Raw genomic sequence first — 15,347 nt, 5'->3', positions numbered from 1 at the left:
GAGATTCGTATAAACCTAGCGATTGATACGCAGGCTTTACCTCAAACGTCTTTTGTCCTTTTATGGGCAAAAGGCGTTTTTTTGATGGTTACTTTGTAAATAGAGGCTCGACTGATAGCCTGTTTATGAGTAACCTGTGCTTTTTATTATCTATCTCGATTATTATTTATCTCACTTATCCACTAAAAAGAGTAGTCTTGCGTGAAACCAACCCTTTACCAACGTGTTACTGCGCCATTTATTGAGCCTTATGTTCGCTATCAGCACGCGGATATTTTGCATGCCATACGTTTGGGTGTGGCGGTGATACTCGCTTTGTTACTCAACGGGGTCACCAATTTTCCACATGGCGAATGGACGACCATCACTGTATTTATTATTTTGGGCTTATTACAGTATCAAGGGGCTATTTATACCAAGGCAAAAGAGCGCGTGCTTGGTACACTATTAGGCATTGGGATTGCTCTTGGGGTATTATGGTTCAACCAAAATGCAGGTGCATGGCTGTGGGTCGATTATGCCTTGATTGGCTTGCTCAGTGGCATCATTGGCTATTTGGCGGTGAGAAATCTTGGCTACACAGGGCTACTGACGGGCATCACCATGTTGATGATTGTCTCTGATTTGGGCAATAACAGCATCGGTCAGGACGGTATTTATCGTGTGCTAAATATTTTGTTAGGTACTGGAGTCGCGGTAGCAGTAACGCTGATTTTACCGCTGAAATCGACCCTAATGTGGCGATTTTTATTGAGTAGTAATCTCGATGCTTGTAGTAGTCTCTATGCTGGCGTGGGTCATCATATTGATGCAACGGATGGCGGAGCAGATGGGATGACCGATGACACTGTCAAGCAGTCAAACACGGTGGCTTTTGCGGTTAATGAGGTGCCTGTTAATAGGACATTGGTAACAGCATTACAGCAGATTAATAAACGCCTGCTGGCCGTGCGTCCACATCTGGCGGCGACAGCAAGTGAATCAGGTATTGAAAAGGAAACGCTAGAGACGATTCAGCGCACACATCGTAATATTATCGGCACAATTGATTTATTGTTAAGTGCAGCCCCGCGTCTGGCGAATATCGATATTGATGAAGAGAATCATGTACTGTTGATACATTATCAGAATGAGCTAACCCAAGCGATGCAGCACATGGCCGCAGTGTTGCGCAGTCCAAGTGATGAAGTGTTTAGGCCTATTACTCGTATCGCGGTTTCAGACTATCCAAGCGTACAGCACTTAGCCTTTGAGTGGCAAGGGTATTTTTGGTTGACACAAACGCTGCAAACCCAGCTTCAGCAATTGAGTGACTTATTGCAAATCTCCAAACCGTATTGGTTTGCTGCCTCTGGTCTGGGTTATCAGCGCCGTGAGCAGCGCCGAATAAAAGAGCAGGGCGGCGAAACGGATTTACATTTGTAACACACAAAAAAACGCTGACCATTTAGGATCAGCGTTTTTATTTTGAAAGACTACTTTATTCTTAAAGTGCTAAATCAAAACCATTAACGCCCAGTCTTTAGCTTGTCCCAATACTGCTGATACACTTGCAACGCCTCATCGCCCACATCTTCTTGGAATTCAGCTTTTGCCAGTACGTCTTTGGCAGGATAAATTGTTGGGTTGTTGCGGACGCTTTCGTCCATCAGCTCACGTGCTGCTATATTTGGTGACGCGTAGCCAATCTCTTCACTCACGATTTTGGCGTTCTCAGGACGCAATAAGTAATCAATAAATTTGTGTGCCGCATCAACTTGCTTGGCGTTTTTTGGAATGACAAAGTTGTCCATCCATAAGATAGCGCCTTCGCTTGGATATTTATAAACCAAGCTGGTCAGACCTTCGTCATTGGCCATGACTGCCTCGCCATTCCATGTCATGCCGAGCGATGTTTCACCTTCGATATACGGCATACGTGTGGCATCAGAATTAAAAGTTTTGACGTTTGGCATCAATGTAGTGAGCTTATCGTAAGCGGCTTTGATTTCGTCAGGATTACTACTGTTACCTGAGTAGCCAAGGGTCAGTAGTGCCATACCAAATACTTCACGCACATCATTGGTGAGCATTACCTGACCTTTATATTTAGGATCCCATAGGTCATTCCAACTATTGACAGTTTTCGGATCGACACTATCGCCATTAATCGCCAGACCAGTGCTGCCCCACATATAAGGGATAGAGTATTTGTTTTCAGGGTCGACTTTGGTATTGGTAAATGAGATATCAAGGTTTTTAAAATTGCTTAATTTAGACTTATCTAACTCTTGCAGTAGTCCTTCTTTCGCCATCTTTTCGACATAATAAGTCGATGGAATGGCTAAATCATATTGGCTAGAGTCATCCAGCAGTTTGAGCTTGGCATACATCGCTTCGTTAGAGTCAAACGTGGTGTAATTAACAGAGATACCAGTCTCTTCTTCAAAACCATCTAGAATCTCTTGCGGCATATATTCTGACCAGTTATACAGGTTCAGTGTCACATTGCTCGCCGCCGCACTACCGTCAGCCGCATTGTCAGAGTTGCTACAACTGGCAAGCACCAAGCCGACAGCCGCTGCTAATAATGCTTTTGGTACTATACGACCAATACTAGCCGAGGTGTTAGTAGTTGGATGGGACGATGATAAATGGGTCAAAATATCTCTCCTAAATAAAGATAGTGCAAATCAGAAAAATTCAATAAAAAGCCAAAAAGATAAAAGCCTGACATGGCCAATAAAACTATTATGGTCATTACTTTGTGCAATTTAAAGGGTTGTTATCAAGGCAATGCTTAGTAATACTAATAAAAGGAGCTGGCTTGGCTAATCAAATGAATAGCGAAAATAACTTAAAGGCAGGTAATTTTGGGTAGAACTGTCAGTGAGTGACATTGGCTCGAGAAAAGATAATATATAACCATGCTATGATTAGCGCAGGCTCAAGCGCCAAATAGCGACAAGCCTTTGGCCTCTAAAATGTTAATTAACCATACCATAATAATAAAGGATGCAACACAATGACTCAAAGCACAATGAATCAAAGTATTTCGACTCATAGCACCTCAACTATTCCAGCACTGCTGACCAATAAAGTCGCCATCGTCACCGGCGCCAGTCGTGGACTGGGTGCAGAGATTGCTCAGCAAATGGCAGCAGCAGGTGCGATCGTCTGCGTCAACTATCTCAATAGTAAAGAGGCAGCTGACACGGTGGTTGCAGATATCGTAGCCGTAGGCGGACAAGCATTTGCATATCAGTCAGATGTCACCGAGCTTGAGCAAGTAAAGGCAATGGCCACTGAAGTTGTTAGCCGTTACGGCCGTATCGATATCTTGGTCAATAATGCTTTACCGAGCTATCAATTTAACCCAAGTGCGGAGTACACCAGTATCGAGACGGTTAAGTGGGCACATTTTTCGCAGCAGATGGATGGTATCGTCAAAGGGGCGGTCAACACTGTACAGGCCGTATTGCCACAGATGAAAGCGCAACAGATGGGCAAAATCATCAATATCTCAACCAATCTTGTCTACAATCCAGTGGTCACTTATTATGATTACACCACGGCTAAATCTGCCTTGATAGGGCTGACACGCAATCTCGCGAACGAGCTTGGTCAATATGGTATTCGGGTCAATTTACTGGCAGGCGGATTACTAAAGACCACCGATGCAAGTAGCCTGACCACTGAAGAGGTATTCGATTATATCGCGACTACAACACCTCTGCGTCAAGCAACATCAGTCGCTGACTTTGCCAATTCAGTACTGCTCATGGCCTCTGATTTGAGCATGGCTATTACTGGTCAGTCCATTGCTGTGGATGGTGGTTTGACGATGCCTTAATGAATATCTAAAACACACGCAAGTTTAGATATTACTTTACGGATGAGGTGGCATAGAACGGTTCAAGCACTGCTTGTATGCCACACTCTTCAATCGTCCCAGTGACGAAATCAGCACGTGCAATCAGCGCGGGCTGAGCGTCTCCCATTGCTACGGCAAACCCAACCAAGTCAAACATCTCTAAATCATTCATACCATCACCAAACGCCATGCACTCGCTTGCGTCTACCGCATAATAGTCGCACACGTCTTTGATACCACGAGCTTTGGACGCATTGGCTGGCAATATATCTGCGCCAATTTGATGCCAGTGCACCAGCTTTAAATCGTGCTGAGCAAAGTCGATGTTCTGCATTTTTTCTTGTTGATTATTAAAAAACACCGAGCATTGATAAACGGTGTTTGACTGGTAGTAGTCAGGGTCAACGATAGAGTTTGGCGTGATGGCATTAAATTCGCGCAGACGCTCGTTTTCACCAGACCATGCGATATGAGTGGCTGAGTCAAACTTATGAATCAACTCGCTCTGTTGGCACAGCTTTACGATCTTATCCGTTTGCTCGGCGGTCAGTGGATAATGGCTGATTTGACCGCTATTATCAAAGCTATACTGTCCATTCATACAAATAATGGCATCGAGCACATTTGCCTCTAGCAACGCTAGGACATCCTCAGGCAGTATGGCTTTTGAGCGTCCGGTCGAAATGACTAGCTTGATATCGGTGTCTGCCAGCTGTTCCAGCATTGCTTTGTTGTGTTCTGCAATAATACCGTTACGGCTCAAGGTATCATCGATGTCAAAAAAAATGATTTTTGGAATAGGCATTTTGGTAGCCAGACTTTCTTTAGCGATTTTATTTTCGATAAACATGATGATCCTATTATTGTAGTCATTTCAATACTGATGACTTCGATACTACTACAACACAGCCAATCAGATAAATACCTATCGCGTAACCTGTGTCTCTATAAACATATCCCTAGCTACTCAGCCAAAGAAGTAACAAAAATCCTAAACGATAGGATTAACCAAGTATGGGTTATTTACTATAAAGTTATGACTAATTATTCAGATCAGTCAATAAGATCAAATCGATTTTTGCCTTCACCAATCTGCCATCCAAAGGAACCATGATGAAAATCTTTACCCTAAAATCAGTGACCGCTTTGACCGCCTTAGTGTTATCTGCCAATGCTTTTGCCATGGATGTTACATTTGACGATGCAGCTTGGAATGGTAAAAAAATCCCTGAAGGGCAGCAGTGTCTAAACTATGAGGGAAAAAGCCCAGCCACACCAAGCATGACGGTCTCAAACATTCCAGCCGGTGCGGAGAGCTTGGTATTCGTTTATAACGATGTGAGTAACAAACGTATGCAACATGGTGGACATGGCATGGTAGAGTTTGCGCTGCCAAAGGGTGCTACGAGTGCTGAGATTCCACGCGTGTTTGGGCATACTTATGAAGTACCAGTCGGTATTGAGATGGTGGCAGAATACCGTAGCCGCAAAGGTGAAGTAGGCGGTGCGTACAAGCCGCCTTGTTCAGGTGGCAAAAATCATTTATATACGGTAGATGTACAGGCATGGCAGGGGGATATGGTACTTTCTGAAACCACGGTTGAGATGGGTCGGTATTAATCAATCAAGCATTTTAGACAGTGTAAACAGCCGTCTATGCAGTATATAGGCGGCTTTTTAGTGAGCGTGAGTTAGGTTCACCTCTCTATAAAATATGCGAGCTTAGTGAATAGGCAATGCTTTGATTGATGTTTGTAACCCTTGAGCACTGAGTAAACACGGGTAAATCGTATGGTATAATTGAGACAGTGCTATAGGAAAATACAGATTAGACTTGTTAATTATTAGAATAATGATATCACAGTAATTATGCCAATTTTTATAGTACAATTGTACTCTGAGAAGTATTGGCATCCTATCTCATCAAACTTCTAAAGCGTATTTTTAGAAATACAATGATGCTAAATAACAAAAAATCATTAAGAAACAAAATGTTATTGATTATACTTTATCTTAAAGTGTATCTTAAATTAGATTAGGTTCTCACAAATAAGGTTTCTTATGACTACAATGACAAGCCAACCTTCAGAAGATAGAAAAAGGCATGGCGAGCATATTCTGATCAACATGACATATATCGCCAAAAATGTCGACTTGGACTCTGGAATTGAGCTGACTCGTGCACTTGAGTACTGGCGCAGATATTTTGAAGAAAACGATATCGTTTCAGCGTTAGTCATTAGTGAAGGCTACTTCGTTCAAAGTTTTCAAGGAACAAGGCCTGCTATCAGTACTGCCTTAGCAAAGATACTTGACGAGCATTCAACCATTTTCCCCAATATTGTCAATATAGGGGAAATAGAATCGCGTCAGTGGAATGGGTTTTTAATCAAACATCTAACCTCAAGCGTTGAAGATGAAGAGTATGCCCTAAAAAGCTTTTCAGCAGGTTCTGACTATAATCCCTATCTAATGACAAGTGCTCAGATTGAAGGCTTTTTGGCAGCAATTTTTGAAGAAGTCGAATCTAGTAAATCTTAAAAGGGTAGTATCCGCTCTCTATAATGGGTGTCTATTCTAACTCGCGTAAAAAAGCCGTCTGTACAATGTGTATAGGCGGCTTTTTGATGAAAGCAAGTTGCCAGTATCGGTATAGGGTGTATTCTTAGCAATTGGACAAAATATTGGTTGATGTTCATAAGTAACTCTCACAATATTTGACTACTAGAAATGCCTTAGTGATTCCTGTTTGTGGATCGAAAATTGGTATATCGGCACATACAGATGAGAATTTCTAACAATTAGAATGATGCTATCACACTGCCTGAGTTACTTTTTGTTGTGTTATTTTAAGGTAGTAAATGATAAGAACTTGGTCAATTTTCAAGAGTTTAATTGATTATACTTTATGATAAAGTGTATATTAATTTATATACCTATTATATAAATGGATTTTCTTATGCATACAATGGCAGGTCAAATTTCAGAAAATAGGAAAAGACATGGCGAGCATCTTCTGATTAGCCTAACGTATATCGGTAAAAACATTGAATTAAAAACAGGTATAGAATTAACCCGTGCTCTTGAACAGTGGCGAAGATACTTTGAGGAAAGTGGGTTGGTCGCAGCGCTTGTGATCAATGACGGTTACTTTGTTCAAAACATTCAAGGCTCAAGACCAGCTGTCAATGCTGCTCTAACGAAGATAATTGATGAGCATTTTAAGATTATCCCTAATGTTGTCAAGGTAGAAGAAATAGAAGTACTTCGATGGGATGGGTTCGTAACCAAACACCTGACGGAAAGTGCTGAAGATGAGGAATATGCCTTGAAAAGTTTCTCAGCAGGTTTTGATTTCAATCCTTATTTAATGAAAAGCACTCAGATTGAAAGCTTTTTGACAACGATATTTGAAGGTGCTGAATCCGATAAATTTTAGATGAATAGCATTTATATATCATAAGCGTTATCTATTTTAATTGGCATAAAAAAGCCGCCTATACATTGTGTATAAGCGGCTTTTTATTAAAAACGTTGTGAGCTTGAGCGATTAGTGCGCAAAGCATAGCTATAACCAACTGCTCAGCCTACCTCAACACTTGTCACATTCTGAAAGCCTCTTGGTAGCTGACCACCGCGATTGCCGCGAACACCCGTATAGTTAGCTAAATCATTTGGCTTGAGTGTCACATGGCGTTTGCCAGCGGTAATAACAAGGCTGTCTTGCTGACTGAGTGGCGTGATAGTAAGTACCTCTTCGCCCTCTTTTAACTTGATAAGTTTATTGCCTTTACCGCGCGCCTGTTCAGGCAAATCATCGAGAGCAAATATCAGTAAATATCCTGCATTGGTCGCGACGGCGACATGGTCAGGAGCTACCTTCGTATTGGTATTTTCACCGTCAGCATTAGCAGTCGCCTCTACTGGCGCATCGATACGTGCGACAGGAAGTAATTGACTATCGGTAGCTAGATTGATGATGTTTTTACCCGCTTTTTGATTACTATCTAGATTACCAATGGTATTGATAAAACCATAACCTGCGGAGCTGGCAAGGATAATACGTTGATCGTCAGCACCCGTTAGTAGCTGCTCAAAGCTAGCACCTGCTGGCGGCTTCAACACACTAGTCAGTGGGTCGCCCTGACCACGCGCAGACGCTAAGTTATGCGCGTCAATGCTGTAGCTGCGGCCAGTGCTGTCGAGCACGTAGATTTTCTCATTGGATTTACCGCGCACGTGTGCTTGATAGCTGTCACCTGAGCGATAACTCATGCCTGCTGCATCGACATCATGACCCTTAGCAGCACGAATCCAGCCCGCTTTCGATAGGATAGCGGTAACAGGCTCGCTCGGTACGAGGTCAGACTCTTTTAATGCTTGCGCTTCTTCACGTTCTGCTAATGGTGATACGCGCTCGTTGCCGTGTTCTTTCATATCGGCTGTCAGCTCGTCAATCATTAGATTGGTCAGACTGTCTGGATTGTCTAAGTACTCTTGAATAATGGCACGTTCGGCAGCCAGTTCGTCTTGCTCGCGGCGCAGCTCAATCTCTTCTAATTTTGCCAACTGACGCAAACGTATATCCAAGATAGCATTGGCCTGAATATCAGTCAGGTCATAGTCTTGCATCAATGTTGCTTTTGGATCGTCCTCTTCACGAATGATGCGAATCACTTCATCAATATTAAGATAAGCAATCAGTAAACCTGCCAAGATGTGCAAGCGCTTATCGATTTTATCGAGACGATATTGCAAGCGACGTGTGACCACCGAGCGGCGACAGACGAGCCATTCTTCCAAGATTTCTTTTAGGTTTTTGACCTGCGGCTTACCGTTTAGGCCAATCATATTCATATTGACGCGGTAATTGCTCTCAAGCTCCGTACTGGCAAACAGATGGCTCATGACGCGAGCGACATCGACTCGAGTTGATTTTAGCTCAAGCACGATACGGCAGGCATTTTCGTGATCTGACTCATCATGGATATCGGTAATCCAAGGCAGCTTTTTATCGGTCATGAGCTTGGCGATTTGCTCTTGGATTTTGTTGCCTGATACTTGGTAAGGCAGCGCATCGATGATGACGAGGTTTTTCTCTTTAGGGTCAACATGGAACGTCGCACGCATTTTATAGCTGCCACGACCAGTCTCGTACATCGCTTGCAAATCTTTTTTACTGGTGATGATTTCAGCTGGCGTTGGCAGATCAGGTGCTGGTATCGATTGGGTAAGCTGCTTGACCGACAGTTCAGGATTTTTGAGCAAACGAATCGCCGCACGTACCACTTCATTTAAATTATGTGGCGGAATATCTGTTGCCATACCGACCGCAATACCTGTCGTGCCGTTGAGTAAAATATTAGGTAGGCGGGCAGGTAGAGTGGTTGGCTCTTGCATCGTGCCATCAAAGTTATCTTGCCAATCGACCGTGCCTTGTCCGAGTTCTGCGAGCAAGGTATTGGCATAAGCAGACATTTTGGCTTCGGTATAGCGCATCGCCGCAAAAGATTTTGGATCATCAGGGCTACCCCAGTTACCTTGACCTGTGATGAGCGGATAGCGATAGCTGAACGGCTGCGCCATCAGTACCATCGCTTCATAACAAGCGCTGTCACCATGCGGATGGTATTTACCTAAGACGTCACCGACGGTACGTGCAGATTTTTTGGCTTTGGCAGTCGATTTTAGCCCCAGTTCACTCATGGCATAGACGATGCGGCGCTGTACTGGTTTTAGACCATCAGCGATATTTGGCAGCGCCCGATCCATGATGACGTACATGGCATAGTTGAGATAGGCCTGCTCAGTGAACTCTGCGACTGAGCGAGTATCCATCGGTTCAGTGGGAATGATTGGGGCAATCGTATTATCAATAACATCAGACATAAAATAGGATTCACTTATCAGTTTTAATAGGTATAGATAATTGGTTCAAGCGTGCAAATAGGATAGTGCTATCGTAAAGGATATTGAGGCAATTAAAAAGACGTATGTCAGAATATACGACAGCTCGTGACGTGCTTGGTAAAGGTGGATTGGTGATTGTATGATTTGAAGTCAAATCTCTCAATGAAGCCTTTTTATACAGTGATCAATATCATAAAGCAGAAAACCAATATAAAAAGCCGCGATGAAGAGTCATTAACTGTGTCAACATTGTTACAGAATATTCAAAATCAACCTCGATAAATATCGATGACTGAATGAAAAATCCAATATAACATTTTGATATTTAATAATTTTTTAGGCGTCAAGGTGATTTGAGAACTCATGCAGCAATCTTTTATATTGAGTAGTTTGTACAAAGTGTGTATGTTAATGAACAAAGGGCTATTTACTGCTATATCGTTCACTCAGCACCATACGATTCAGTCATAGACTTGTTTGCTACCGTTATGTGGCAAGCAATCTCGGATTTTGGTATGTTTATCACACTGTGGTTTGCTTGGGTTGGCGATAATGTACTATTACTAGGAGAACAAAGATTATGGAAAATCAAGTAAACTTAACCCGTCGTGATGATAAGGTTTGGCTAAAAACGTATGAAGAGCTTGGGCTAGAATACGACATTGAACTACCGGCTAATGACACCTCACTCATTGATATTTTTGAGCAAAGCTTTGCTAAAAATAGTGATAAGACGGCCTACATTTGCATGGGTTCATCGTTGAGCTTCCAAGAAGTAGACCTATACAGTCGTCAAATGGCCGCTTACCTACAGTCATTAGGACTGGTCAAAGGTGACAAAGTTGCGGTCATGATGCCCAATATTTTGCAATTGCCAATCTCGGTCATTGCAGTCCTGCGGGCAGGATATACCTTAGTTAACGTCAATCCATTATATACGACCAGAGAGCTTGAGCATCAACTGACTGACTCACAAGCCAAAGTATTGATTATGGTCGAAAACTTTGCCAAGACCTATCAAGATATTGGTCGCAATGTGGTCGATAAGGTCGTGATTACTGGTATGGGCGACTTGATGGGTACGCTCAAAGGCTTTATGGTCAATACGGTCGTGCGCCATGTCAAAAAAATGGTACCAGATTACAGTATTAGCAACAGCATTCCTTTTAAGAGTGCCCTAAAGCAAGTCGCTGCTAGCAAATATAAGCGCCCAACCGATATCACACTTGATGATATTGCCGTCTTACAATATACAGGTGGTACGACAGGTGTGGCAAAAGGCGCGATGCTGACACACAAAAACTTGGTCGCAAACTTAATTCAATCTAATACCTTTTTGGGCACCGCCTTTGATGATTTTGATCAAAGAGGTGAGCAGCCTGTCATTATGACAGCATTGCCGATGTATCATATTTTCTCATTCACTGTCTGCGGTATGTTTGGTCTATATCGCGGTTGTGTGGTGCTACTGGTACCAAACCCACGTGATCTTGATAGCTTGTTAAAGGCATACAAAGCCAATCCACCAGCGTTCTTCCCAGCGGTTAATACATTGTTCAATGCGCTTGCCAATAACGAAGAATTTATCGCGATGGATCATAGCAAGCTGCGTCAATCAATGGGCGGCGGCATGGCAGTACTGAGCCCGACCGCTGAAAAATGGCGTCAAGTAACAGGCAATATCATTATCCAAGGGTATGGCTTGTCAGAAACTGCACCGGTTGCAACCTCGAACCCTAGCAATAGTAAAACATTTACGGGCACCATTGGTGTACCGATGCCAGCGACTGATGTGGCCATCTTAGATGATGCTGGTAACGAAGTGGCACTTGGTGAGCGCGGCGAGATTAGTGTCCGTGGACCACAGGTCATGAAAGGCTACTGGAACCGCGAAGAAGCGACTGCTGAAGTGATGACAGCGGATGGTTTCTTCCGTACGGGCGATATCGGTATCATGGCTGACAACGGATACGTGACGATCGTTGATCGCAAAAAAGATATGATTTTGGTGTCTGGATTTAACGTTTATCCTAACGAAGTCGAAGAGGTCATGGCCGGCCATCCTAAGATTTTAGAGTGCGGTGTCATCGGTATCGAAGACGAGAAGAGCGGTGAGATTCCTAAGATTTACGTCGTACGTAACGATCCTAGTCTGACCACCGAAGAAGTGCTTGAGTACGGTAAAGAGCATTTAACAGGCTATAAGCGTCCTCGCCGTGTTGAGTTTATTGATGAGCTACCAAAGTCTAATGTGGGTAAAATCCTACGTAAAGATCTACGTGTACTCGAAGAGAAAAATCACGGTTGATACGGTGTTTAATATAGGTACGCTCAAGGTAAGCTGAAGTAGAATGCTTGAGCTCTATGAGTGTACTGATGAAGGATAAGCACAGCTGAAACATGAATCAAGATAGGCTGTGATAATCCAAAATGATAAGACTGCAACTATGCTGTCTTATCATTTTTTTGTCTTGATGGTTTTGGGCAGTCTCAAGGTGGATATGACACAGCGACTATTAATAGAGAATGTTTAGCAAAACTGCTATAGTGCCCATCGATGTATTTTTGTATATACCTGAAAAATTGATGATTTTGGTCTGTATGGCTGACACATTATTATGATATATCTAATTCGTGATTTGGTTTTATGTAGGGCGGCCTATCTGGTATGAATCTCACACACCTCTTTGATTAACACTCTGTGAATGATACGCCGGTTTTATTCAACGGCTTCTCATTCACAAGATGTTGCCATCATTGATGAATCATAAAAAATAATGGTGTTTTTATTAAAGTATTCTATGTTTTTAACGGTAACGTTTAGGGAAAATTATGACGGACAATATCAATAAAGAGACGACAGAAAATAATGCAGCGACTGATGGCAAAGCTGATGCAGCCAGCAATGCTTATCAAAGCAATGCATTTCCCACGATGCCAACTATCGCAAGCGACAGTCCGTGGCTGAGTGCTTATGAGCGTTATGACATCGATGCTACTATTGAGATGCCCGAGGATAGTACGTCTTTACTTGATGTGTTCGAGCGTAACTTTAGTCGTTATGGACAAAAAACAGCCTATATCTGTATGGGCGCGTCTATTAGCTTTAAGCAATTAGATCTGTACAGTCGTCAGATTGCCAGCTATCTGCAGTCATTAGGGTTGGTCAAAGGCGATAAAGTTGGGGTCATGATGCCCAACCTTTTGCAGTATCCAATAGTGGCATTGGGGGTTATTCGTGCCGGTATGATACTGGTCAACGTCAATCCGTTGTATACCAGTCGCGAATTGTCACATCAACTGCATGACAGTGGTGCCAAAGCATTGTTCATCGTTGAGAACTTTGCAAAAACGTATCAAGATGCGGAAGACAAAGGTCAAGTTGAGCATGTCATCGTCTGTAAAATTGGCGACATGCTAGGAACGATCAAGGGAGCCGTGGTCAACCTCGTTGCTCGTCATGTCAAAAAAATGATTCCTGCTTATCGCTTACCAAACAGTGTGAGTTTTAAAGACGCATTAAACGAAGCCTCAGCCAGCAAATACCAGCGCCCTGAATTGAATCTAAGCGACGTGGCATTGCTACAATACACAGGCGGTACGACAGGCGTGGCTAAAGGCGCGATGCTGTCTCATGGTAATCTAGTCGCCAACATGCTACAGGTCAGCGCGTTGATGAACAGTGCCTTTGATGATGATATCGATGGCAGAGACGTTATTTTGACTGCATTGCCGCTATATCATGTTTTCTCGTTTATGGTGTGTGGTATGTGCAGCATGTATCAAGGCTATGCAGGGTTGCTCATTCCAAACCCGCGCGATCTTGATGGGCTTATCAAAGAAATGGGCAAATACAAACCTGCTTTTATTCCAGCCGTGAATACCTTGTTCAATGGTTTGGTGCACAAAGACAGTTTTGCCGATTTGGATTTCTCTAATCTAAAAGCGTCTATCGGCGGTGGTATGTCAGTGCTACCTAGCGTGGCAAAAGAGTGGCATAAAATCACTGGTCTGCCAATCGTTGAAGGCTATGGTTTATCTGAAACTTCACCTGTTGTGACCTTTAACCCAATGACCATTGCAGAGTTTACTGGAAAAATCGGTATTCCTGCGCCTAGTACTGACATTGTGCTCATCGATGAAGACGAAAATGTAGTGGCGATGGGCGATCGTGGTGAGATCTGCGTAAAAGGTCCACAGGTCATGATTGGTTACCAAAACCGTCCAGAAGAAACAGCTGAGTCTTTTACAGCTAGCGGTTATCTAAAAACCGGTGACATCGGTATCATGGACGAAAAAGGCTTTATCAAAATTGTCGATCGCAAAAAAGACATGATTTTAGTTTCTGGGTTCAATGTGTATCCAAATGAGATCGAAGAAGCGATGAGCGAGCATCCAGCGGTCGTTGAGTGCGGTGCAATTGGTATTCCTAATGATGATCGCGGTGAAGAGCCAAAATTGTTTGTGGTCAAAAAGGGCGACGTCACAGAACAAGAGCTGCTCGATTATGGCAAAAAACAATTGACTGGCTATAAACGCCCGCGCCATATACAGTTCGTTGACGAATTACCAAAATCGAACGTGGGTAAAATCTTACGTAAAGAATTGCGTAAGATGGAAGGGTTAGAATAAATTTAGTATCAAACTTGACCAACGCAGCGGCGTAATAGCGTGAGTGAATCTTGCTATTGCGCCGCTGTCACGTTAGGATATCTTAAGATTTTAGTCTACTAAATGCCTATTGGTTAATCCTCGGATGAAAAATAGTGTGTTTTTTGACATGGCTTTTATAACACCGTACTAGGAATTTTTATGCGTATTGACAATCGTGAGCTTGACCAACTTCGCTCGATCAGCTTTGAGCGCCATTATACCAAGCATGCTGAAGGTTCAGTATTGGTCAGTTTTGGCGACACCAAAGTGCTATGTACGGCCAGTGTCGAGTCGGGTGTACCACGCTGGCTCAAGGGCAAAGGTAAAGGTTGGATCACTGCCGAATATGGTATGTTGCCACGTGCGACCAATACCCGTAACCAACGTGAAGCGGCCCGTGGTAAGCAGTCCGGCCGTACCCAAGAAATTCAGCGTCTGATCGGGCGTAGTCTGCGTGCCATGATTGACTTGAGTAAGCTTGGCGAAAACACCATCTATCTTGATTGCGATGTCTTGCAAGCGGATGGCGGTACTCGTACTGCGAGTATCACTGGTGCGGCAATTGCGCTGATTGATGCGTTAGAAACCATCCAAAAAAGCAAAAAGCTTAAAGCCGATCCTCTCATTGGATTGGTAGCTGCGGTTTCTGTCGGTATGAAAGATGGCGAGGCGTATTTAGATCTGAACTACGAAGAAGACTCTAGCTGTGATACAGATTTGAACGTAGTCATGACCCAAAAAGGCGAGTTCATTGAGCTTCAGGGTACTGCTGAAGAAAAACCATTTACGCGTGCTCAAGCAGACGCTATGCTCTCAATGGCCGAAAAAGGCATTGCAGAACTCATTAAGATGCAACAAACTGCACTTGGCTGGTAGTCAGTTTTCATTGCACACCGTACTTTGTTTTCAGTTTTAATAACTGCCTGTTGGT

General features: G+C 43.2%; 10 protein-coding genes and 1 pseudogene. 8 read left to right on the top strand and 3 right to left on the bottom strand.

Features of this window, described 5'->3' with window-relative positions; translation table 11 throughout:
- Positions 1-201 precede the first annotated feature (201 nt).
- Positions 202-1,425: an FUSC family protein gene (locus I6E86_RS07340; RefSeq protein WP_197176544.1), complete on the top strand. Its 1,224-nt coding sequence runs from the start codon at positions 202-204 to the stop codon at positions 1,423-1,425.
- Positions 1,426-1,508: 83 nt separating this feature from the next.
- On the opposite strand, the gene I6E86_RS07335 is transcribed toward I6E86_RS07340, so the two are convergent.
- The gene (locus tag I6E86_RS07335; RefSeq protein ID WP_197176540.1) at positions 1,509-2,642 is read right to left on the bottom strand and encodes an ABC transporter substrate-binding protein; all 1,134 of its coding nucleotides are present in this window, start codon (positions 2,640-2,642) and stop codon (positions 1,509-1,511) included.
- Positions 2,643-3,004: 362 nt separating this feature from the next.
- On the opposite strand from I6E86_RS07335, the gene I6E86_RS07330 reads away from it, so the two are divergent.
- A complete protein-coding gene (locus I6E86_RS07330) occupies positions 3,005-3,832 on the top strand; it encodes a 3-oxoacyl-ACP reductase (RefSeq protein WP_265090677.1) in 828 nt (275 codons plus the stop codon).
- A 31-nt stretch (positions 3,833-3,863) separates the two neighbouring features.
- Here I6E86_RS07330 and I6E86_RS07325 read toward each other — a convergent pair whose 3' ends face one another.
- A complete protein-coding gene (locus tag I6E86_RS07325) occupies positions 3,864-4,703 on the bottom strand; it encodes an HAD family hydrolase (RefSeq protein WP_197176538.1) in 840 nt (279 codons plus the stop codon).
- A gap of 263 nt (positions 4,704-4,966) precedes the next feature.
- On the opposite strand from I6E86_RS07325, the gene I6E86_RS07320 reads away from it, so the two are divergent.
- From I6E86_RS07320 to I6E86_RS07310, 3 genes and pseudogenes are all read left to right on the top strand, one after another.
- A complete protein-coding gene (locus I6E86_RS07320; RefSeq protein ID WP_197176536.1) occupies positions 4,967-5,473 on the top strand; it encodes a hypothetical protein in 507 nt (168 codons plus the stop codon).
- A gap of 441 nt (positions 5,474-5,914) precedes the next feature.
- Positions 5,915-6,223 (top strand): annotated as a pseudogene (locus tag I6E86_RS13885) (BLUF domain-containing protein); the annotation flags it as partial.
- 589 nt (positions 6,224-6,812) lie between these two features.
- A complete protein-coding gene (locus I6E86_RS07310; RefSeq protein WP_197176532.1) occupies positions 6,813-7,292 on the top strand; it encodes a hypothetical protein in 480 nt (159 codons plus the stop codon).
- Positions 7,293-7,435: 143 nt separating this feature from the next.
- Here I6E86_RS07310 and parC read toward each other — a convergent pair whose 3' ends face one another.
- Positions 7,436-9,742 carry a DNA topoisomerase IV subunit A gene (gene parC / locus I6E86_RS07305; protein WP_197176530.1) on the bottom strand — a complete coding sequence of 769 codons (2,307 nt, stop codon included), beginning with the start codon at positions 9,740-9,742 and terminating at the stop codon, positions 7,436-7,438.
- Positions 9,743-10,343: 601 nt separating this feature from the next.
- Here parC and I6E86_RS07300 point away from each other — a divergent pair.
- The 3 genes from I6E86_RS07300 (at position 10,344) to rph (ending at position 15,292) form a co-directional block, all read left to right on the top strand.
- On the top strand, positions 10,344-12,071 hold the full coding sequence (locus I6E86_RS07300) for an AMP-binding protein (RefSeq protein ID WP_197176529.1): 1,728 nt from the start codon (positions 10,344-10,346) through the stop codon (positions 12,069-12,071).
- Between the two features lie 524 nt (positions 12,072-12,595).
- The gene (locus I6E86_RS07295) at positions 12,596-14,395 is read left to right on the top strand and encodes an AMP-binding protein (protein ID WP_197176527.1); all 1,800 of its coding nucleotides are present in this window, start codon (positions 12,596-12,598) and stop codon (positions 14,393-14,395) included.
- Between the two features lie 180 nt (positions 14,396-14,575).
- A complete protein-coding gene (gene rph / locus I6E86_RS07290; RefSeq protein ID WP_194364566.1) occupies positions 14,576-15,292 on the top strand; it encodes a ribonuclease PH in 717 nt (238 codons plus the stop codon).
- Positions 15,293-15,347 lie beyond the last annotated feature (55 nt).

This window comes from Psychrobacter sp. SWN149 (assembly GCF_015864565.1).
Lineage (GTDB): Bacteria > Pseudomonadota > Gammaproteobacteria > Pseudomonadales > Moraxellaceae > Psychrobacter.
Note: the sequence above shows the minus strand (reverse complement) of the source record. Positions and strands in the feature narration are given on the sequence as shown.